The sequence below is a fragment of the Desulfovibrio desulfuricans DSM 642 genome (genome assembly GCF_000420465.1).
In the GTDB taxonomy this organism is placed as follows: domain Bacteria; phylum Desulfobacterota; class Desulfovibrionia; order Desulfovibrionales; family Desulfovibrionaceae; genus Desulfovibrio; species Desulfovibrio desulfuricans.
On the sequence record NZ_ATUZ01000013.1, the window covers coordinates 519025 to 540373 of the forward strand.

The following is a 21349-nucleotide window of genomic DNA, read 5'->3' on the forward strand; positions in this document are numbered from 1 at the left end:
ATATGGATATTGTTGAATCCGTCAGACCCCTGGCCGCCATACTTACAGCGTTGATCGGCGCATGCCTGATAATGCTGACGGGGCGTTGGCCAAACGTGCGCGAAACAGTTTCGTTTGTAACAGCGGTGGTCATGTTCTGCATCATCGCTTCGATGATCGGTGATGTTGCACCCGCACCTATGGGGCTCAGTCACACGTTGCATCTTACGCTTTTTCCGATCCTGCCGGGGCTTTCGGTAAGCTTTCGGGCAGATGCGTTTTCCATGATATTTGCCCTTGTGGGCTCATTCTTGTGGATTATCACAGTTTTTTACGCGGCAGGGTACATGCGCGGCTTGAACGAGCATGCCCAGACGCGCTTCAGCGCCTGTTTTGCCCTGACGCTTTTTGGTGCCATGGGCGTGGCCTTTGCCGACAACCTGTTTACGCTCTACCTGTTCTATGAAGTGGTGAGCGTGTGTACCTACCCCCTTGTGGCCCACCATCAGGATGCCGAGGGCTATGACGGCGCGCGCAAGTATATTGTGTACCTGACCACCACGGCAAAAGGGCTGGTGCTGCCAGCCATGATCGTCATTTACGTGATCACGGGTAATCTGGACTTTGCCCACAACAGCCACACGGGCATTTTGTCTGCCGGGGCCAGCGATGCGCTGGCAACCGTGCTGTACGTCTGCTGCGTTCTGGGTTTTGCCAAGAACGGCATCATGCCGTTCCACCACTGGCTGCCGGGCGCGATGGTGGCTCCCACGCCTGTTTCGGCCCTGCTGCATGCGGTGGCGGTGGTCAAGGTGGGCGTGTTCTGCACCACGCGCGTCATGCTCTTTGTGTTTGGCACTGATTTGATGAAAAGCCTGAACCTCGGCGTGCCCACGGCCTACTTTGTTTCGTTCACCATTCTTGCGGCCTCCATCATTGCCCTGACCAAGGACAACCTCAAGGCGCGGCTGGCCTATTCAACCGTGAGCCAGCTTTCCTACATCGTGCTTGGCGTGGCGCTCCTGACCGTAGACGGGATACAGGGTGGCATAGTGCATATCGCCAACCACGCATTCTCAAAGATAACGCTCTTTTTCTGCGCGGGCGCGATCTATGTGGCAACGCACAAAAAGTGCATTTCTGAAATGAGCGGCCTTGGGCGCTCCATGCCTTTTACCTTTGCGGCCTTTGCCGTGGCCTCGCTTTCCATGATCGGCGCGCCGCCCGTGGCAGGGTTTGTGACCAAGTGGAAGCTGCTGGTGGGCGCTATGGAAATGCCCACGCATTCCATGGGCATATTGCTGGTGCTGCTGGCAAGTACGCTCCTGAACGTGGCCTACTTTGCGCCTGTGACCTACAAGGCATTTTTCGGCAAAAGGCCGGAAGGTGAAGAAACGGGCATTCGTGAAGCTCCGCTGAGCATGGTTGTGCCCATTCTCATAGCGGCTGGCGTTTCCGTGTTCATCGGCATTTACCCCGATGCCATCATGTCCTTCGTGAAGGTGGTGACAGGATGATAGTGAACATCATCGAATTTTTCCGCGCCCGGCTCAAGGCCACCATCCGTGTGTGTCTGGTAGTGCTGGCCGCGCTGGTGGTGTGGGACGCCCTGTTTGTTTCAAAAGAGCATGTGCACACCTTTGTGGAGCGTATACCCGGATTTTGGGCCGCGTTCGGCTTTGTCGCCTGCATTGTGATTATCATCGTTTCCAAGTGGTTCGGCCATTTGGGCATTATGACCCGCGAGGATTATTACGATGACTGAGCCATGGATTCACCCCTCCGCAGTTCTGTTGCTCGGCGCGGTAATTCTGCCGCTGCTGCCCAAGGCCCTGCGCCGGATATGTATTGTGCTTGTGCCGGTGCTGGCCTTTTGCGCCGTGCTGCTCATGCAGGGGCACAATGGCGTATATGGCGTGCTGCCCTTCATGAAATGGCAACTGATATTCGGCAAGGTCGATGCCCTGAGCATGGTCTTTGCCTACATCATGACCCTCATGTGCGTGATCGGCTCTATCTACGGCCTACATGTGGAAGAAGCTGCGCAGCATTCCGTCGCCTGGACCTATGTGGCGGGATCGCTGGGCGTCATCTTTTGCGGGGATTACCTGACGCTCTTCCTTTTTTGGGAGCTGATGGCCTTCTCCTCCGTATTCCTGGTGTGGTTCAGGCGGCGCAAGGAATCTCTGGCCTCTGGTTATCGCTATCTGCTGGTGCACACTGCGGGCGGTCTGCTGCTGCTGGCAGGGCTTGTGCTGCGCTATCGGGCCACGGGCGATCTCACCTTCGGCCCCATCGGCGTGGCTGATCCGCAGCTCTACACCTACCTGATCATGGCCGGATTTATCCTCAACGCGGCTGTGCCGCCCCTGCATGCATGGCTGCCCGATGCCTACGGCGAAGCCACGGTGACAGGCGCGGTGTTCATGTGCGCCTTTACCACCAAAACCGCCGTGTATGTGCTGGCGCGCAGCTTTGCGGGCATGGAAATTCTGGTGCCGCTTGGCGTGTGCATGGCCCTGTACGGCGTTGTGTACGCAGTGCTTGAAAACGACGCCCGCCGCCTGCTGGCCTACCACATCATCAGTCAGGTGGGGTACATGGTGGCCGCTGTGGGCATCGGTACGCCGCTGGCCATCAACGGCGCCTGCGCTCACGCTTTTGCCCACATTCTTTACAAGGGGCTGCTGTTCATGGGCTGCGGCTCGGTGCTGCACATGACGGGCGTGAGCAAGTTCACCCAGTTGGGCGGACTGTACAAAAAGATGCCCAAAACCTTTGTGTTCACGCTGGTGGGCGGGCTTTCCATCTCGGCCTTTCCGCTGTTCAGCGGCTTTGTGACCAAGGCCATGATCGTAGCCGCCGGATTTGAGGCGCACAATTACTGGGCGGGATTTCTGCTCACCCTGGCCTCTGCGGGCACCTTCCTGCACACGGGCCTGAAGGTTCCGTACTTCATCTGGTTCGGCAAAAACAACTGCTCCAAGGAAACATGGGAGCGCGCGGGCGATCCGCCGCTCAACATGCAGGCGGCCATGGCCGTGGCGGCGTTTTTGTGCATCTTTATCGGCTGCTACACGCCGTACCTGTACGACATGCTTCCCTTCCCCGATGTGGCGGCGCAGTACCACCCCTACAGCGCGGCGCATATTTCTGAAACCTTGCAGATACTGCTGTTTACGGCCCTGGGATTCTTTTTGCTGCTCAAAAAGCTCACGCCGGAGCCCACCATCAGTCTGGATATGGACTGGTTTTACCGCATGGGCGGCAGGCTGTTTTACTGGTTTGCGCGCAAGCCCGTGCAGTCTGTGGACAATACCGTGGGCGAGGCCTGGAACCGGCAGGGTATAGTGCCGCTCATGCGCACGGCGCGCTTTTGGTCATGGTTTGACTGGCACTGCATTGATACGGTGGTTGATGGCACGGCCCGCAGCGTGCGCGCTCTTGGCGGCGTGCTGCGGCAGGTGCAGAGCGGCAGCCTGCAAATAAACATTATTTCCATGGCCGCAGTGGTGGCCCTGGTGCTCACGCTGCTGGCTCTTGTCTGAGCCGGGGTGAAAGGAGATCGCCACAATGGATTTTCTGAGCATGAACACCTTGGGGTATCCCATCCTCAGCATCCTTGTTTTTCTGCCGCTGGCAGGGGCTGTCATTGTGCCTCTGCTTCCGGGAGAAAACGGGGTGCGGGTGTGGACGCTGCTGGTCACTCTGGCAAACGCCGTCATTTCACTGCCGCTGTTTACGCGGTTCAACCCCACATCCGCCCTGTACCAGTTTGCGGAGCACCACCAGTGGATTGCGAGCTTTAACGTCAACTACACCCTTGGCGTAGACGGCATTTCGCTGCTGCTGGTGATGATGACAACGCTCATCATGCCGCTGTGCGTGCTCGGCTCGTGGAAGTATATTCAGAAACGCGTAAAGGAATTCATGATCTGCCTGCTGGTGATGGAAACATCCATGCTCGGCGTGTTCATGGCGCTGGATCTGGTATTGTTCTATGTGCTGTGGGAAGCCATGCTTATTCCCATGTATTTGCTCATCGCCGTGTGGGGCGGGCCGCGCAAGAGCTACGCCTCCATCAAGTTCTTTCTGTACACCCTGGCAGGCTCGGTATTTCTGCTGGTGGCCATTGTGGCCCTGTACATCAATCAGGGTACGTTCAGCATTCCCGCGCTCATGGGACAGCAGTATTCCGAGCGCTTCCAGTTGTTGGTATTTCTGGCTTTTTTCATCGCTTTTGCCATCAAGGTGCCCATGTTTCCCTTCCACACATGGCTGCCTGCGGCCCATGTGGAAGCCCCGACAGCAGGCTCGGTGATTCTGGCCTCGGTGCTGCTTAAAATGGGTACATACGGATTTTTGCGCTTTTGCCTGCCCATCACGCCCGGCGCGGCTATCGGCCTGCTGCCTGCCTTGCAGTGGCTCTCGGTAGCGGGAATCCTTTACGGCGGCCTGACCGCCCTTGCGCAGCAGGACATGAAGAAGCTCATTGCCTACTCAAGCGTTGGGCACATGGGTTTTGTGACTCTGGGCATCTTTGCCCTGAACCAGCGTGGGCTTGAAGGCGCGCTGTTACAGATGATCAATCACGGCGTCACCACAGGGGCTTTGTTTCTCTGCGTGGGCATGGTGTACGAGCGTTCGCACAGCCGCGAGCTCTCGGATGCGGCGGGGCTTGGCAAGTTCATGCCCATCTATGTGACGTACCTGACGTTTTTCTCGCTGTCGTCGCTGGCCTTTCCCGGCACAAACAGTTTTGTGGGCGAGTTTCTTATTCTTGCCGGGGCATTTTTCAACAACAAGATCGTGGCTGTCTGCGCCATTCCCGGCGCAGTACTGGCGGCGGCATACATGCTGCGGATGTTGCAGCGGGTGATCTGGGGCGGCACCAATAATCCAGACCAGTCGCGCATGTACGATCTTGGCTGGCGCGAGGCTGTGACCCTGGCCCCGCTGCTGGTGTTTGTTTTCTGGATTGGGCTGGCTCCGGAACCGTTTTTGCGCGTCATGAGGCCCAGCCTTGACCATCTGCTGGCGCAGACCGGCTACCATGCCCCGAGCGCATTGGCCCTTGCTGAACTTATTGCGCGTTGATGAACCCCAAGCACAGACATAAGGCCTACGCATGAACGCACATCTTTTTGCACCGGAACTGGTTCTTCTTGCAGGGTGTCTGCTGGCATTTTGCATGACTCTGACGGAAGCCCGGACGCAAACCCTGCGCCTGCTGGTTCTTTGCGTTGGGGCAGCCTTTGCCGCCACATCTGTTCTTTGCCTTTTTGCCAAGGGAACCCTGTTTTACGGAGCCTACAGGGTAGACCTGTTTTCACAGCTGGTAAAATGCGTGATGTCCATCGGTTTCACCCTGATGCTGCTTTTTGGGGCGGACACCAAGGGGATTTCTGTGCGCATGCGCCCGGAGTATTATTTCTTTCTGCTTACAAGCCTGCTGGGCCTGACTCTGCTTTCAAGCAGTGTGGAGCTGATCACCCTGTTCATCGCCCTTGAACTGTCTTCGTATTCGCTCTATCTGCTGGTGCCCATGCGTACCCCCTCGGACAGCATGCGCGCGCCCATGGAAGCGGCCATCAAGTATCTGCTCTTTGGCGTGACGGCATCGGGCATCATGCTCTTTGGCATGAGCTGGATTTTTGGCATCGTGGGCAGCACCTATCTTGACCAGATATTGCCTGCCATAAGGGCAGCCGGGTCACATGCCGCCCCTCTGGTGGGCCTGCTGATGCTCTTTTGCGGTATGTTCTTCAAGCTGGCGGTGTTTCCCTTCCATTTCTGGGCGCCGGATGTGTACCAGGGCGCATCCAACGACACCACGGCCTTTATCGCCTCCATACCCAAGATTGTGGCCGTGGCCGTGCTGGCGCGGTTCTGCGCCATGGCATATCCCGGCGAGGGGCACGTGGCGCTGCTGCTGACCGGGCTTTCCATAGCGTCCATGTGCTACGGCAACCTCACGGCGTTGGTGCAGACAGACGTCAAGCGCATGCTTGGCTTTTCGGGCATTGCGCATGCCGGGTACATCCTCATGGGTATGGCGACCCTGCAAGGTTGGGGTATCGCCACGGCGCTCTATTATGCCACAGGCTATCTGTTTATGATGCTGGCGGCATTTCTGGTGCTGTGCGTGGTTTCGCCCGATGGGCGGAACCTGAGCATCAAGGATCTGAACGGCCTTTCGCGGCGCTCGCCCATGCTGGCCTTTGTGCTGGGCGTGAGCATGTTTGCACTGGCGGGCATTCCGCCCTTTGTGGGCTTTATGGGCAAGTTCATGCTGCTGACGGGCGCGTGGCGGGCTGGGCATACGGCCCTGGTTATCATTGCCGCCATCAACACAGCCATTGGCATCTACTACTATTTGCAGGTGGTGCGCGCCGTGTATACCGAGGCCGCGCAGCATGATGCGGAACCCATTGTGCCGCACGCTGGCGCGCGTATGGCGGGCATATGCCTTGTGGGGCTGGTTCTGGCTCTTGGCATTGCGCCTGAAAGCATGATCCGGCTGGCTACAGAAGCCGTGCTTGCCGCATGGTAGGCTGACAGATAAGCACGTAGCAGTGCAGAAAAACAAAAGTCAGTGCTGACCACAACGGTTGCACTGACTTTTGTTTTTCTGCTGCCCTACAAGAAAACGTGCCTGATTTTCGCGGCATCGTCGCGTTGCACTGTGCGGTGATAGCGAACCGCCGGATACCCAAAAAGCATTGCATAAAAAGGTGTTTCTGTATCCAGACCGAGAATAGGACGCAATTCTGGAGCGGCATCAACTGCAAATTTCAGGAATCCGCACCATGTTGTACCCAATCCGCTGCATTGGGCGAGCAATTCAAAATATGCCAGAGACAGAGAAATATCTTGCAGAGGTGTGCTTGCGGTCTCTGCCGCAGAGACAACAAGCAAGTGCGGCGCGCCTCTAAAAATTTCATCTACTCCCTGTTGCCGATAGGCTGCCACAGCCGCCGATAAAAAATCTGGCATCAACTCATGGCATTCCATTTTGTTCTCAATTGATTCAATCACCCTGATGCGTAGTTTTTGCATCACACTGTGGTCATCTACCACAGCAAACCTCAAGGTGCGATCATTACAGCCTGTTGGTGTATTTGCCAGCGTGGCGAGAAGATCATCAATCATTCTGGCTGGTACATTTTCCGTACTGTACTGGCGTACACTGCGCCGTCCCCGTAACAGTGTGTGCATCTGGATTGCAGCGGGTATTTTTTCTGCGCTCAGTTCAATGCTGTTTTCTGCCTTGAGGCCAAAGATGCTTACAGCCCCCGTCGGGCATACGGCCAGGCAATGCTGACATTCAAGGCAGTTTGCCTCCAGTATGGGCGAAACCCAAGGCAAACCGCCAGAGATGGAAATTATATGGCGAGGACAGTCGGTTATGCATGCATTGCACTGGACGCACTTTTGTGGATCAACTGTAAAATGTATCTCTTTCATGGCTATGTCCTTTGATGCGGCTACGCTGGCAGGATGTTGATATTTTGTATCAACCCGTGTTTGACAATGAATTCATAAGAAAATTTTTGCGGACTCCCTGGAAAATTTCCTTTTGTCAGCGTTATGACATTTGTGCTTTCGGCGGTAGAAGTTGCATCAATAACTGTTGTGCAAAGATCAAATTTTTCTTTTGAATCTGTAACAAAGTCTTTAATGGCATTTATTCCGCTGATTTCATTGTTTTCGGCCGGGTCAAAGAGCACAGCCGTGCTAGCCAGGCAACTGTCCAGTTTTTCAGTGTCGGCAGTGTTCATTATTTCCATAAATATTTCCACGGGTTTTGGCATGCTGGTATTCATATCAACCTCCATTATTTTGTTGAAATTTATGTCTAGCAGAGTAAACATGACAGCATTATGTCATGTTTTTTGGGCACAATGGAGGCCAGAGTGAAAATTGACCGTCTTTTGTCAATTGTGATGATTTTGCTGGAAAAGAAAAAAGTAAGCGCCTCAGAACTTGCCCAGACGTTTGAAGTATCTGTGCGAACCATTTATCGCGATGTTGATACAATAAATCAGGCGGGTTTGCCCGTGGTCACGTACCCTGGTGCAAAGGGGGGCATCGGCATTCTTGAAAGCTACAAGGCGGAAAAGCGTTTCTTCACGTCGCAGGATGTGACCATGATCCTGATGGGGCTGGGCAGTATTCGCACGTCTTATTCAAGTGCCGAGGTGGCAGGAGCAATTGCAAAAATCAAAGGGCTTGTTCCTGAGGCAGAGCGCAAGGCAATTGAATTGCAGGCAGGACAGGTATCAATTGATTTGACGCCCTGGAGCAACAATCATGCTGGTATGGCAGCGCTCGTGAAAATTCAGCAGGCCCTGAAGGATAATAGGCTATTGGAGTTTGATTATAATGACCGTAAAGGCCAGCGGAGCGCCCGCCGCGTAGAACCATACAAACTGATTCTTAAAAGAAGAAGCTGGTATCTTGGGGGATATTGCCTGATGCGTGAGGGCATGCGCCTTTTTAAAGTTTCACGTATGGCTGAAACAAAACTGTGCAAGGAATCGTTCTCTCCGCGATCTGTTACTACAGAAGATTTTATTGTTCGAAATTTTGACGATGCAGAATGCATGGATGGAATAATACGGATATCCGCAAGGGCCAGAGAGACAATTGTGGAACTGTTTGGTGATGCTGCGCTTGAGCAGGAGAATGAAAATACGTGGCTGGCCCGTATTCCATTAACTGACAATGATCAGGGGCACAGTTTTGTTGCCAGCCTTGGCAGCGATGCAGAAGTGCTCGCCCCTGAATGCATCAGGGAAAGCATGAAAGAGTATTTCAAAAAGGCCCTGAACATCTATTGTTAATGCAATCCTTTACCTGACCAGCCCATCCTTTATTTCAACGTTTTGTTATGGCGTTGGCTGCATCCGGCAGCAGGGCGAGGGCGTAACAGTTGCGCAGATCGGCAAGGTTGCGCTGCGGCACCCCGGCGCTCAGGAGCAGGGCTTCCCAGTTTTGCCTGATCGTCCCCTTTGTTTCTTCAACAATCATCTGCGCTTCATCGGGAGCAAGGCCAAAGTGCCGGGCCGCGCCCAGCACATTGCTCATGGCGGTGCTGCGACCTTTTGGCCCCACGCTCAGGTGCAAGGCCCGTGGGGCATCGTCCATCACAGGCTGCGGCACCACATCATACGCCGGAGAGAGCCGCCAGCCGGATCGGCCATTCTGGTCAGCCAGATGCAGAAAACCATGATTGCGTAAATGGTCATCGGAGTTGTTGCACAGGGCATTGAAGACCATGCGCTGGTACAGCTCGCGGATATCGCTGCGCGTGGCCTCGGCGCTGTAAAAATCCCGCCGCATGGCAGTGACAATGTCGGCGTAGGCGGCATGCGCCTCCGGCCCTGCCGCACCAATGAGGGTCATGGCCGAAACAAAGGGCAGGCGGTGCAGGGCGCCACTGCGAATCTGGCGGTCAAAACGCTCAACCAGAAGGATATCGCGGTTGCCCAGAACCGTAATCCGATTCGTTTCCGGCACGTTGATACCGCACTTTCCCGCAAGGAGCATATTGGCATGCTCTATGCGGCAGGTGGGCCAGGCTTCACGTTCCTTGCTGAATTTTGCAATCCAGAATTTGCCGTCCTGCTCAAACGAGGCCTTGGGCCTTGCCCCGCCGATGGAAGAACCGCGCACAAAAAAGCGTCTGTACTGCGGGGTGAGCTCGTCTGCCTGCTCCACATTGTCCGTAGCCAGCAGCATGCCCTGGAGGTCAAGTTCTGCGCCGGGGAGGCTCTGCGCCCAGGGCGGCACATCGGTAAAAGGGGCGGCATCGGGCGCGCTGCTGAAACCGAGCGCGCCGATTCTGTCCGGCCCGGCATAGAGCATGTAGTCAAATTCGCCAAGGTGGGAGCCTGAGGCTTCGGCGGCGATATCAAGAACGTGACGGCCCCAGTCGTCAGGGCAGGCATCGCGCAGCCCATTAAAGAGCGCACCGCCCAGCGGGCCTTCGTAGGTATGTTCCCGTTGCAGGGGCAAGGCAACAGGGTCAACGGCTACCGCGTCAGGTCGCCCCAGATAGCGGTTGGAATATTCAAAGAGGCATTGGCTGAACCGGCCATCCTGAACATAGCGCAGGCGTCCGGCAACAACAAAGCTGCCTCTAAGGTGCATATGCACATACACCACGCGGGTTGTCATGAGCTGGCTCCCTTAAAAGTCGTAGGAAATTTTGTCCTTCCCGCCCGCCGCCTTGCCTTCAAGCCGCCTGCGTTCGTGGGCAAGGCCGATCATGTCCGTTTCCATGGCGGCCACGCTGTCCAGATCGTTTTCAAGCCCGAGGGTGAGCAGGGCAGTCACAAGGGTGCCAAGGCTTGTTCCCGGTGTGCCGCTCTCAAGCCTTTGCAGGGAGCCAACAGAAACCATCATGAGCTTGGCCATTTCGTGCAGCGTCAGACCCCGGCGTTTTCGCGCCAGTTTGATTCTGCGGCCCAGATCCTCAAGCTTTGCCAGAACCTTGGGCGGCAGGGCGGCTGTGGAAGCTGACGATTTACTCATAAATGGTATTTTTTTAGTGTTTTTTACTAATATATGGATAAATTAAAAAAGGTCAAGTGGAGATGCCCACTAAGCGGCCCTCCTGTTCTGGCAGGAAATAACTTTGCGATTGCTTGAAACAGGAAAAACAGCGGCAACGATTAAAAAGCTGCTGCGTCCCTGTTACAGTCCGCCGCCTCCACCCCCGCCAGAGCCGCTGCCCGCGCCGCCCCCGCCGGAGCTGAAACCGCTGGCGGATGAGGATTCGGCAGATGCGGAGGAGGCGCTTACGGCGCTGCCAAAACCATTGGAAAAGTCGCTCCAGCCGCCATGCCCGTGTATAAGGGCGATATCAACGCCGGAGTCTTCCAGCGCTGCCGCCTGAAGCTGCTCGGCAAACCTGTTGCACCACGTTTTTTCCAGCCCCAGCACCAGTGCATAGGGCAGCAGACGGCGAAAAACCTCGGGTGTGTCTTCGGGCTTTTCGTCCTGCGCGCCTACCTGCTCCATGCGTGGCAGTTCCGCAGTGCGCATGTACATGGCAAGGCCGTCAATTTCGTCCAATACCTGGCGCGCTGCGGGGCTGGGAGCCTTGATGACGGCTGTGAACACAATGGCCGTGATGCTCATGAGCAGAAGAAGCAGCCACCCCAGATCGTAAAAATAAAACTGAAGACCAACCGCAGTTATCCCGGCCAGTGGCAAGGCCATAAGCCCCAGAGTTGCCAGCAGGGATTTTGCCTGCTGCCGCACCAGCAGCAGGGGAAGCGCCAGTGCTGCGCAAAAAGCCATGCAAACTGCGAGCAACAGTAGAATCAGCGGCAGTTGCGAGTTCTCCGGGGCAAGCAAGGCAGGGTCAACTTCCCAAAAACTCGCCGCAAAAGCCAGCGGCAGCACCAAAAACCAGCCAAGCACCGCAACCCAAGTGTTCAAGCGCCATGCGCCCTTAAAGTTCTGCTTCAGGTTTGCCCTGGCGGCATTGAAAATGCTGCGGACATCTTCATTTTTTGGGCGCAGCAACAGTTTTCCGCCCTTGCCCGTACTGCGCACAAGCTCGCGGTACACGGTTTGTTCTTCTGCGGTAAGCTCCCCTTTGCGCCCGTTTGATGCTGCGGTCAGTTCCAGCGCATAGGTTTTAGCGTCCGCCTTGCTGATGCGGCACAAGCCCTTGAAAGCCAGAGCCAGAAACGTGGCGGCAAGCCCCCGGCCAGAGATGCGGGCCGACTTGTAGAAGAATTCCACCGCCAGCGGCGAAAGCACTTGCGGCGTAGCCCCTTCAGCAGGTTTTTTGCTCCACTGAGCCGTCTTTGGCGGATAATAGCGGGGGAATATGGCCCCCTTGGGCGGATCAATGCCAAGGCGCTGCCAAAGCAGAAAATAATAAAGAAACACAGCGCAAAAAGCCAGGCACTGCGCAGGCAGTAAGGGATTATCGTACAGCACTTCAAAGAGCAGCCCCCGCTCCCTGATGGCGCGCTCCTCTTCTTGCCGGGCCAGCTCCATGGCTTCGTCTTCCCGCTGCTGCTGCAGTGCAAGCGGAAGCACCGGGTCGGCAATGCTCTGCCTGTCAAAGGCTACAGCCACCGTAAACTGGGTGTCCGGTTCAAGGGTCCTGGCAAGGGTAAAAGCCGCTTCGTTGGCTTGCGTTCTGCCGATTGAAATGCCGTCTGTATTTCTGGAGCCAGCAGGCCCGGCCCACGCGGTGGTTTGCCGCACGGCTACGCCCTTGGGCAGAATGACGCGGCAGGAAGCGTTAAGGATAGGGAAGCCCCACACGCCAGTGGCGTTCCAGTTGAGCTCTCCGTTGGATTCGTAAAAGCGCAGGTGCAGGGATGTGTCGTATTCCAGCACAAAGCGGTGCTGCCCCGTGGAGAGCGGCTCCTTGCCGCGCATGAGCACCCGTATGTAGTCGCCCCTGATTTCGGTTTCGACCGGGTTGAGGTGCACGCCGTCAATGCTTGCGGATGTAACGGTGAAAGGAACCGTACCACTGTAATTTGCCGGGCCGGAATAGAGCAGGGGGAGCTCTCGGTATATGCCTTTTTTAATCTGGTTGCCTTCCGCATGCACAACAATTGCTTCGCGCACATGCATGCTGCCGTCCTGATGGATTGTGACGGTGGAGGCAAAGCTCTCTATGCGTTCCTGCGCGTATGCAGCAAGGCACATGGCATGGATGCAGAGCAGCAGGGCGCATACGGTCAGTGTGATGCGGCGTGTAAACCAACTGCTGGCATAGGGCGTGTGCATGGCTTCATCCTTGCGCAGGCTGTTTGTGAGGATTGCCGTGACGCGGACAGTGGTTAAAAAAGCAGGTCTGGCAGGCTCAAGGCCGCCAGCCCCACAGAGGCGAGCAGGCCCATGAACGCAAGGGCCATCCGCGCAAAATTGCCGAGCACATAACACCGCCGCGCGTACCACAGCCAGACCAGCCCTGCGGCAAGATTGCAGCCAAGCAAGGTGTCTGATCGCCGCGCCATTATAAGCACGCCTGAGATCCAAAGCTGCAAGGCCGCCATCAGGGCAGCAGCCATGAAGTACAGGGCATGCCGCCACAAGCGGCGGCCCAGCCCGTCTTGCCTGTTATTGTGCACCAACATCAGGAACTGCCCGTTCTGCTGGTGAATCAAGTTCAAAATAAGTGACAGGGGCAAAGTGGAAAAATCCGGCAACCAGATTGCCGGGGAACTGGCGAACGCGGTCGTTCTGTTCCCTTGCTGCGCCGTTGTAGTAGCGGCGGGCCATCTGGATTTCATCCTCCAGCGTGGCGAGGCTTTGCTGCAACTGGCGATAGTTTTCGCTGGCCTTAAGCTCCGGGTAGGCTTCCGCAATGGCAAAGAGCTTGCCCAGCGCGCCGGAAAGCAGGTTTTCCGCCTTGGCCTGTGCCGCAACATCACCCTGTGCGGAGAGGCTGCGGGCGCGCGCAGCGCTCACTTCTTCAAACAGGCCCTTTTCGTGGCTGGCGTACTGCCTGACGGCGCTGACCAGATTGGGCACCAGATCGTGCCGCCGTTTAAGTTGCACATCAATGCTGCTCCAGGCTTCGTCCACCATGTTTTTGCCGCGCACCAGGGCATTGTAAAGGGCTACAATGACCGCAAACATAATCACAGCGGCCCCTATGGCGATCAAGATGCCGGTGCTCATACGAACTCCTTGGATTTGTTGGCAACATGCGCAGGATTATGAAGCAGCGTGTTGCGCACGGCCTCGGTTTGCGTGGCAAAAGGCCAGTTAATGCTGTCGTAAAAATTGGCATATGTGCGATATTCGGTCAATGCCTCTTTGCCGCCAGCCATAAGAGGCGGGCATTCGCTAAGCCCCAGCCCGGCCCTCTCGTGCTGCCTCCTTTTGTCGCCCTCAGGCCAAAACATCCAAAGACATTTATGCACAGGTGCGTTACGAAGGTAAGGAAGTGGAAAGGGAAAATCAGGCCGAAATCACCAATAAAATTCCGGGGGATTGCGACATGGGCTTTTTGAGGGTTTCCAGAGTGTGCGCGCATGATGGCTCTGCTTGTGTCGGTTGGGGAATGCCCCGGAGCGCTATTCCTTTTTCATGGCTGCGGGCTGGTGCGAGGCCAGCGCTTGTGTTGCTGTGCCTGCTGCTGTGCCCTGGGCTTTCAGCTCTTGCGGCTCCCCGCACTGTGGGGGATTGGGTGGTCGAGCTGCCCGCAGGCTGGAAAACACAGGAGGAGGGGAATCAGGTACTGTTCAGTTCTCCCAAAGAAGACTGCTACGTGACGATGCTTGAAAAGGATTGCTTTAACGGCGATCTGGATCTGCTTGCAAAAGCTTCCGCCAGCATAACCGGCGGCAACGATCTGCGCACTCTGGGTGAAGGCAAGGGGGTTGTTTTTGCCGACAAGATTGCGCGATACTGGGTTGGCCTTGCGGACGACAAGTATATGGAAGTCTCTGTTGGGCATGCATGCCGAGGTGCGGGGCCGATTGTAAAAAGCCTGAAAATTTCCCCAAAGGCCAAGACTGCAGCGCCTCTGAGCAAACTGCTGGCAGTTGCGCAAGGCCCGGAAAATACCATGTGGCTTTTTACTGGCGATCGCCCGGACGATGCAAAGCCCGTGGAACCCGCAGACCCTACTGGCGACAGACCTGATTTTGCGGCTTTGGCAGACCCTGCTGCCCCCGCCCCAGCTCCGCAGGAAAACCCCATCCCTGAAGGCTGGCGCACAACGCACACCGGCCAGTGGACAATCTACGACAAGCCGGACGAAAAAGTGTGGTACGCTGTTGGCCTGTATCCGCTCAAAAAAGTAGAAAACGGGCAGTGGGGCACGGATCTCATTGATCTTGCCCGCAAGCTGAAGGGCATCAATATCACCACTGGCGAAGGCACCGTTGATTTTTATACCCGCGAAGGCGGCATCGGCACTGTGCTGACCAATGACGCCAACACGGTTGTTGAACTGTATTACCCCGAAGACGATGCCAACCTGGCGGAACTGCGCGAAGCGCTGCATTGATGCCGAGGCATCACGCGCGATCTGATCATCGGATTCCGTCAAACCGCACTACAAGGAGTCTTGCATGTACTTGCTGAAACAATGGGTTGCCGGCGTGGCGGCCCTGCTGGTTTTTTTGCCGTCAACGGGGTTTGCGGCGGGAGTAGTGCTGAAAAACAGCATGAGTTCTGACGTCAAGGCCGTTTTTTGCGTGGGCAATAATGGGGGTAAAAAGCCAGTTGTTGACGGATTGGCAAAAAAGTCATCCAAAACGGTAAGTCCGGCCATGTTTCCTGAGCATGATTGCACGCGCATTGGCGTAACCATGCAAAACGGCATGGGCTGGCAGTATTATCACGAGCCGGAACCCGGTTCAGCCAAGGAAATCGAGTTTGGAATGGATGCCGCAGGCCGTAACGAAAAGCGCAAGTATCCCTCCATGCTCATAACCATGTCAGATGGTGAGGCTTATGTGGCCCCGGCGGGTGTGCCCATGTTCATGCTGGTGCAGCTGATGCGCAAGGGATTGGACGTGGCCCGCTGGAAGGAATTTGCCCTGCCCGGCTATGAAGGGCTTAAAGAGCCCGGTGCTTATGCCGTGTGCTTTGCCGACCAGTCGTGGAGCCTCGCGGGCAAAGGCATGAAGTTTGACGGCAAAGGCGGCGAACTGGAAACAGTAACGCTGTCTGCGCCCTTTGCCAATACAACCATCGGGGCCATGTTTGAAGAACTGAAAAAGAATGAATGGCTGCCGCTGGTTCTTGAAGCCGGAGGCCAGACAAGCGTATTTGGCGCGCAGGGCGCGGCCCTTGCCCCCAAGGGAAAAACTGTGGATTGCTCCCAAACCAGTGACGGCATGTGGCAGGCCCTTGAAACCCTGTTTGTCAGCGGTGCGGAAAATGCGGACAAGCCCGTGCGTATCGTGCTTGCCAGCGAAGGGCTCCGGTTTGCCATGAACCTTGATCTGGATGCCGCACTGGCGGAGATAAGCCTTGCGCGGGTGCCAGCAGGGAAGTAGGGCAGTATTGAACTCTGTTTGAAGGGATTAACAAAAACGTGGCTTATACTGTCTATAGTAAGGGCGTATAAGCCACGTTGAGTTTTTTTCGATGTTGCCAGCCATGCAGAACGTCATGCTTGCTGAATTATTTTCCTCAACACGTTGTGCGGCGCTCCAAAATCAACATAGCAAAACAGTTTACTTTTTCTGTTCATCCTTGTAGCCGTCATTATAGCCCTGCTGAACAGCATCGACCTTTCTTTCAATTTTTGCAGAGGCTTTGCCAGCAGTTCTGCCAACCCAACTGCATCCGCTGGAAAAGAAAAAAAGCGCAATCAAGGCTGTTGCAAGAATCCGCATGATAAATTCCATCCTAAATTGAGAGTTGTCCTAAAAGAGTCTCTTGTATATTGTGCGGCTGTCCAATCTGGTGCCTTTTTAATAAATAAAGGCATGCAAACATGCAAGCAGGGGAGCAAATGCAAACTTCGCCCATAGCTCTGGTAACGGGCGCAAGCAAGGGAATTGGCAAGGCCATTGCCCTTGGCTTGGCCGCCGATGGTTTTGATATCTGGCTGAACTACCGCAACGACCACGATGCCGCAGAAGCCGTGCGCGATGCCATTGAGGCTCTGGAGCGCAAATGCGTTTTAGTGCCCTTTGACGTGGCGGACAAAAATTCGGTGGAAGCCGCCCTTGATCCACTGCTGGCGGCGGAAACTCCCTTTGCCCTGATCAACAACGCGGGCTTTGCCCGCGATACCGTCTTTGGCCTTATGTCCGAAGAGCAGTGGGATTCCGTCATCGGTGTGCACCTAAACGGGTTTTTCCATGTATCGCGCAAGGTTGTGCCGCATATGCAGCGGGCGCGCGCAGGGCGTGTTGTAAATATTGTTTCCACCTCGGGGCAGGCTGGCATGGCCGGGCAGGTGAACTATTCCGCAGCCAAGGCTGGTCTTATCGGTGCAACGCGAGCCCTTGCCCGCGAGCTTGGGCGCCGCAACGTGCTTGTTAATGCCGTGGCCCCTGGCTTTATCAGCACCGAGATGACGGCCGGTCTGCCAGTGGATGAATATATGAAAGGCGTGCCCCTTGGCAGACCGGGTTTGCCGGAAGAAGTGGCGGGCTGCGTGCGATTTTTGTGTTCCAACTTATCGTCCTACGTTACCGGGCAGGTGCTGTCTGTTAACGGCGGACTATACATGTGAGGCCCGATGCGGCGAGTTGTCATAACTGGCGTGGGGCTTGTATCCGTTCTGGGCGTTAGCCGCGAGCAGATCGCCAATGCGTTGTATAATGGGATTTCCGGCATAGTTGCCGACCCGCAGCGGCTGGAACATGGGTTTCGCAGCCAGCTTACAGGGCGCATAGACGGCTTTGATTGCGCGCGCCATCTTAACAGAAAGCAGCGCAAAAGCATGCCGCATTTTGCCATTCAGGCGCATGCGGCAACACTGGATGCCCTGGATCAGGCCGGGCTTGCACCTGAAGACCTGCGCTCAGACAGGTGCGGCCTTGTTTTTGGCAATGATTCCACAGTGCAGTCTGTAGTTGACCAGCAGGCGGCGCTTCAGGAGGCGGGCTGCACTTCCGGCATGGGCAGCGGCCATGTTTTTCGTTGCATGAATTCCACCATCACCATGAATCTCAACGTCCTGCTTGGCAATACCGGCCCAAGCTGGACGGTAAGCGCCGCCTGCGCCAGCGGGGCATATGCCATCGGTCAGGCGGCAGACCAGATTCGCCTTGGGCGGCTTGACCGCGTGGTCTGCGGCGCTGCGCAAGAGCTTAACTGGCCGTCTGTCTGCTCCTTTGACGGTCTTGGGGCTTTTTCTGCGCGCACGCCTGCGGCGGCGGCCTCCCGCCCCTTTGACAAGGGCAGGGATGGGCTGGTGCCAAGCGGCGGCGCTGCGGCCCTGCTGCTGGAAGATTACGATACGGCCCACAGGCGCAATGCCTGCATTCTGGCAGAAGTGCTGGGCTTTGGTTGCAGCGCGGACGGCGAAACTCTTTCCGTTCCCAGCCGCACAGGGCTTGCGCGCGCCATGCGTATGGCTCTGGCGGAAGGCGGGCTGAGTACTGCTGATGTGGATATTGTCAACGCGCATGCCACATCCACCCCTCAGGGCGATGCTGCGGAGGCAGCCAATCTGCGGGCCGTTTTCGGCGCTGACTGCCCCGATGTCATGGCGCTGAAAAGCCTTACAGGGCATGAACTGTGGATGTCTGGCGCGTCGCAGGTGGCCTACGCCGTCATCATGGCGCAGGCGGGTTTTACGGCTGCTACCATAAATTATGAAGAGCCGGACGAAGATACCGCTGGCATTCCCGTGCTTGTCCGCAGGCTGGAGCAACCCCCGCGAGTCGTGCTGAATAATGCCGCGGGCTTTGGCGGCAGCAACGCCAGTATCGCCTTGAGGCTCGGCTGATGCGCTGCGTGGTCGCAGGCAGCGGCATTACCGGCCTGACTGCCGCCTTGCTGCTGGCGCGGCAGGGCCACGATGTTGCCGTGGTGGAGGCTGGCCCGTGCGTTGCTCCATTGCTGCGTGGTTTTTGGCGCGAAGGCCTGTATTTTGATACGGGATTTCACTGCGGCGGCGGTCTGCATGCCGGTGGCGTTTTGCGCCGCTGGCTGCGGGCGCTGGGTATAGAAAAGCATTTGCGGCAGATCACGACCAGCCGCACGGAGGTCTTCCACTTTGCCGATGGGCAGGTGTTTCAGCTCCCGGCAGGGCAAGCGGCGGTAACAGAAGCTGTTGAGCGGCAATTTCCCGGCGCAGGGCCAGCCATGAAGGCTTTTCTGCACCATATGGATACGGAACTGGGCCACTCCCCCTACCTGAATCCCGCTGTGCGGGCAGACCCGTCTTTTGCGCTCCACAGCGCGGGCAGCGTGGCCCAGTATGCTGAATCTGCGGGCTTTCCTCCTCACTTGCGGGCCATGCTCGGCACACGGTGTCTTTTGTACGGCGTACGGCCCGAAGAATCCTCACTTGAAGAATATTCCCTTGTGGCGGGGCCGTATTTTCAGTCCAGCGGCTCATGGCAGGGCGGTGGGCTGGCTCTGGTTGAGGCGCTTCTGGCATGCCTCGGCGAGCATGGGGTCACTGTGCGTTGCAACGCCGCCGTTGCGGGTATAGAGGCGGACAAGGTGCAAGGCGTGCGTGGCGTGGTGTTAGGTGACGGTTCCCGCCTTGCCTGCGAGCGCTGCTTCTTTACCGGGCATCCCTCGCAGCTTGAGGGGCTGATCCCCAAGGGCCTCATGCGTCCGGCCTACTTGCACCGCATAAATGAGCTGCCGGAAACACGTTCTGCCATGTTGCTGTTTGCAGAAACACGCGACTGCCTGAATGAAAACGAGAGCATCTATCTGCTGCCGGAGCCATTAGCGGAAGAACTGTTCCAAGGTGTGGAAAGCGCGCACCCCAGCGTATACCTCTTTTGCGACAGACCGCAGCCGGATGGCAGAAAGGCTGTGATGGCCGTGGCGCTCATGGATGACAAGGATTTGCCCGGCGGCGATCCGCATCCGCGCCCCCAAAGCTATGTGGAGTGGAAGCGTGAGTCCACTGCCCGATTGCAGGCCTACATTGAACAGCGTCTGCCGGAACTGGCAGGGCGCTGGCGCATTTTGGATGCAGCAAGCCCGTTGACCATGCGGCGCTGGGTTTACGGCGCTACTGGCAGCCTTTATGGCGTGCAGCACCATCTGGGCGCCATGCCCATGCTGCCTGTCACACGCCTGCCGGGGCTGTTTTTGGCCGGGCAGAACATCCTGCTGCCCGGTGTGCTGGGCGGCATGGTCAGTGCTGCTCTGGCCGTGGGATTTTCCTTCGGTCATGATAACGTTCTCAAGGAGTTCAGGGAATGCGCGGAAAGCGAGTAGTCGTTACAGGCTTGGGCGCGGTTTCGCCATTCGGCGAAGGCGTATCCGCCATGTACGAAGGTGTGCGCGATAACCGTTGCGCGCTGACCACCTTGCCGGAATACAAGCTTGAGGGGTTGTCGTGCCGTGTGGCCGGGCTGGTGCCGCCATTGCAGGAAAAGCGTATTCCACGGGAATTGCGGCGTTCCATGTCGCCCATGTCGATTTTTGCCTGCCTGGCTGCCTGGGAGGCTCTGACCAATGCCGGGCTGAGTACCCGGCCCGGGCAGCGCATGGGCGTAGCTGTTGGCTCAACTGTGGGCAGCCCCACAATGCTACATGAATTTTTTGAGATGTTTCTGCGCGAGCACAGCGTGGAGAGCATGCGCAGTACAGTATTCTTCAAGGTTATGAGCCACACGGTTGCCGCCAATGTGGCTCTGGCCTGCGGGTGCGCAGGTCGCACGCTTGCGCCTGCCGCCGCCTGCGCCTCTGGCCTCATGAGCCTGTGCCTCGGGTTTGAGGCTATCGCGGCAGGGCGGGAAGAAATGATGCTCTGCGGCGGCGCGGATGAATTCCACCTGTTGACCTCCGCAACATTTGACCGCCTTGGCGCTGCATCGCACACAGAAGACCCGGATTGCGCCTCTCGCCCCTTTGATGCGGAGCGCACAGGCATTGTTTGCGGCGAAGGTGCGGGCATCCTGCTGCTGGAGAGTCTGGAAAGCGCTCAAGCCCGCAATGCGCCCATACTGGCGGAAATACGCGGCGCGGCCATATCTTCATCGCCCGGCAGCATCGCCCAGCCCGACGCGGCTGCCATTGCTGGCTGCATGCGCAGAACGTTGGAAGATGCAGGCGCGCAACCGCAGAATGTTGCCTATGTTAACGCCCACGCTACCGCAACTGAATTCGGTGATATTGCAGAAGGGCAGGCCATTGAGGCTGTTTTTGGCTCTACAACACCTGTCAGCAGTTTCAAAGGGCACCTGGGGCATACCATGGCGGCCAGCGGCGCGCTGGAAAGCATTTTGTGTATAGAAATGTTGCAGTCCTCCACATATTTTCCAACGCGCGGATTGCGCAATCCTGATGTCAGATGCGGAAATTTGAATCATATGAACGGGCAGCTGCATAAACCAAGTGGTTTGGTATTGAAAAATAGTTTTGCGCTTGGCGGTTGCAATTGCACTATCATATTTGATAGGTTGCGTGAAAATTCAATGAATGTTGGGAAAGAATGAACGATAATAAAATTAGAGAGACGATTGACGCGGCCTTGAGTGAAGAATTTGAATTGTCCCCGGATCAGCTTGTTCCTACAGCACATATCAAGGAAGACCTCGGGCTTGATAGCCTTGATATCGTGGATATGGTCATCGTGCTGGAAAAGGCCTTCAACTTCAAATTGCAAAACAAAGAGTCCCTGGTAAAAATTCAGACACTTGGGGACATTTATGCATTCATCGAGGCCTTGCGCGATGAAGGAACCGTCAAGGCGGAACAGTAATATTGTGCCAAACAT

Annotated in this window: 21 protein-coding genes; 13 read left to right on the top strand and 8 right to left on the bottom strand. The window is 56.5% G+C overall.

The window, feature by feature from the left end; genetic code table 11:
• Nucleotides 1-2: 2 nt before the first annotated feature.
• The 5 genes from G449_RS0107880 to G449_RS0107900 are packed head-to-tail and all read left to right on the top strand — an operon-like array spanning nt 3 to nt 6532.
• Complete coding sequence (locus G449_RS0107880) at nt 3-1496, top strand: monovalent cation/H+ antiporter subunit D family protein (protein ID WP_022658765.1); 1494 nt, start codon at nt 3-5, stop codon at nt 1494-1496.
• Between the two features lie 2 nt (nt 1497-1498).
• Nucleotides 1499-1744 (top strand): hypothetical protein, encoded by a 246-nt coding sequence (locus G449_RS0107885; protein ID WP_211215144.1) that lies wholly within the window; start codon nt 1499-1501, stop codon nt 1742-1744.
• Complete coding sequence (locus tag G449_RS0107890) at nt 1737-3527, top strand: Na(+)/H(+) antiporter subunit D (protein WP_022658767.1); 1791 nt, start codon at nt 1737-1739, stop codon at nt 3525-3527. The genes G449_RS0107885 and G449_RS0107890 overlap by 8 nt, the downstream gene beginning before the upstream one ends.
• 25 nt (nt 3528-3552) lie before the next feature.
• Nucleotides 3553-5076, top strand: coding sequence for an NADH-quinone oxidoreductase subunit M (locus G449_RS0107895; protein ID WP_022658768.1), 1524 nt, complete (start codon nt 3553-3555; stop codon nt 5074-5076).
• Nucleotides 5077-5107: 31 nt separating this feature from the next.
• Nucleotides 5108-6532: an NADH-quinone oxidoreductase subunit N gene (locus tag G449_RS0107900; RefSeq protein ID WP_022658769.1), complete on the top strand. Its 1425-nt coding sequence runs from the start codon at nt 5108-5110 to the stop codon at nt 6530-6532.
• Between the two features lie 86 nt (nt 6533-6618).
• Here the strand turns inward: G449_RS0107900 and G449_RS0107905 are convergent, their stop codons facing one another.
• Together G449_RS0107905 and G449_RS0107910 are read right to left on the bottom strand one after the other, a co-directional pair.
• A complete protein-coding gene (locus G449_RS0107905; RefSeq protein ID WP_022658770.1) occupies nt 6619-7446 on the bottom strand; it encodes a nitroreductase family protein in 828 nt (275 codons plus the stop codon).
• 20 nt (nt 7447-7466) lie between these two features.
• On the bottom strand, nt 7467-7805 hold the full coding sequence (locus tag G449_RS0107910; protein ID WP_022658771.1) for a nuclear transport factor 2 family protein: 339 nt from the start codon (nt 7803-7805) through the stop codon (nt 7467-7469).
• A gap of 90 nt (nt 7806-7895) precedes the next feature.
• Between G449_RS0107910 and G449_RS0107915 the strand changes: the two genes are divergently transcribed.
• Nucleotides 7896-8825 (top strand): helix-turn-helix transcriptional regulator, encoded by a 930-nt coding sequence (locus G449_RS0107915; RefSeq protein ID WP_022658772.1) that lies wholly within the window; start codon nt 7896-7898, stop codon nt 8823-8825.
• Nucleotides 8826-8859: 34 nt separating this feature from the next.
• Here G449_RS0107915 and G449_RS16510 read toward each other — a convergent pair whose 3' ends face one another.
• The 5 genes from G449_RS16510 to G449_RS0107940 all read right to left on the bottom strand — a co-directional run bounded on the left by G449_RS16510 (nt 8860) and on the right by G449_RS0107940 (nt 13644).
• Complete coding sequence (locus G449_RS16510) at nt 8860-10161, bottom strand: type II toxin-antitoxin system HipA family toxin (RefSeq protein WP_022658773.1); 1302 nt, start codon at nt 10159-10161, stop codon at nt 8860-8862.
• A 12-nt stretch (nt 10162-10173) separates the two neighbouring features.
• Nucleotides 10174-10518, bottom strand: a complete 345-nt coding sequence (locus G449_RS0107925; RefSeq protein WP_022658774.1) for a helix-turn-helix domain-containing protein — start codon at nt 10516-10518, stop codon at nt 10174-10176.
• A gap of 162 nt (nt 10519-10680) precedes the next feature.
• The gene (locus tag G449_RS0107930) at nt 10681-12747 is read right to left on the bottom strand and encodes a DUF2207 domain-containing protein (protein WP_022658775.1); all 2067 of its coding nucleotides are present in this window, start codon (nt 12745-12747) and stop codon (nt 10681-10683) included.
• Between the two features lie 53 nt (nt 12748-12800).
• Nucleotides 12801-13097, bottom strand: a complete 297-nt coding sequence (locus tag G449_RS0107935) for a hypothetical protein (RefSeq protein WP_022658776.1) — start codon at nt 13095-13097, stop codon at nt 12801-12803.
• Nucleotides 13081-13644, bottom strand: coding sequence for a LemA family protein (locus G449_RS0107940; RefSeq protein WP_022658777.1), 564 nt, complete (start codon nt 13642-13644; stop codon nt 13081-13083). The genes G449_RS0107935 and G449_RS0107940 overlap by 17 nt, the downstream gene beginning before the upstream one ends.
• A gap of 385 nt (nt 13645-14029) precedes the next feature.
• Between G449_RS0107940 and G449_RS0107950 the strand changes: the two genes are divergently transcribed.
• Nucleotides 14030-14980 carry a hypothetical protein gene (locus tag G449_RS0107950; RefSeq protein WP_159060452.1) on the top strand — a complete coding sequence of 317 codons (951 nt, stop codon included), beginning with the start codon at nt 14030-14032 and terminating at the stop codon, nt 14978-14980.
• 64 nt (nt 14981-15044) lie between these two features.
• Nucleotides 15045-15977, top strand: a complete 933-nt coding sequence (locus tag G449_RS0107955; RefSeq protein ID WP_022658780.1) for a hypothetical protein — start codon at nt 15045-15047, stop codon at nt 15975-15977.
• Between the two features lie 180 nt (nt 15978-16157).
• Here G449_RS0107955 and G449_RS18445 read toward each other — a convergent pair whose 3' ends face one another.
• Nucleotides 16158-16331, bottom strand: a complete 174-nt coding sequence (locus G449_RS18445) for a hypothetical protein (protein ID WP_022658781.1) — start codon at nt 16329-16331, stop codon at nt 16158-16160.
• Between the two features lie 107 nt (nt 16332-16438).
• On the opposite strand from G449_RS18445, the gene fabG reads away from it, so the two are divergent.
• The 5 genes from fabG to G449_RS0107985 are packed head-to-tail and all read left to right on the top strand — an operon-like array spanning nt 16439 to nt 21334.
• Nucleotides 16439-17167 (top strand): 3-oxoacyl-ACP reductase FabG, encoded by a 729-nt coding sequence (gene fabG, locus G449_RS0107965; RefSeq protein ID WP_022658782.1) that lies wholly within the window; start codon nt 16439-16441, stop codon nt 17165-17167.
• Between the two features lie 6 nt (nt 17168-17173).
• On the top strand, nt 17174-18388 hold the full coding sequence (locus tag G449_RS0107970; protein WP_022658783.1) for a beta-ketoacyl-[acyl-carrier-protein] synthase family protein: 1215 nt from the start codon (nt 17174-17176) through the stop codon (nt 18386-18388).
• Nucleotides 18388-19845 carry a phytoene desaturase family protein gene (locus G449_RS0107975; RefSeq protein ID WP_022658784.1) on the top strand — a complete coding sequence of 486 codons (1458 nt, stop codon included), beginning with the start codon at nt 18388-18390 and terminating at the stop codon, nt 19843-19845. Before G449_RS0107970 ends, G449_RS0107975 begins: the two co-directional genes overlap by 1 nt.
• Nucleotides 19827-21068 carry a beta-ketoacyl-[acyl-carrier-protein] synthase family protein gene (locus tag G449_RS0107980; protein WP_022658785.1) on the top strand — a complete coding sequence of 414 codons (1242 nt, stop codon included), beginning with the start codon at nt 19827-19829 and terminating at the stop codon, nt 21066-21068. The genes G449_RS0107975 and G449_RS0107980 overlap by 19 nt, the downstream gene beginning before the upstream one ends.
• Nucleotides 21065-21334, top strand: coding sequence for an acyl carrier protein (locus G449_RS0107985; protein WP_022658786.1), 270 nt, complete (start codon nt 21065-21067; stop codon nt 21332-21334). The genes G449_RS0107980 and G449_RS0107985 overlap by 4 nt, the downstream gene beginning before the upstream one ends.
• Nucleotides 21335-21349: the final 15 nt, after the last annotated feature.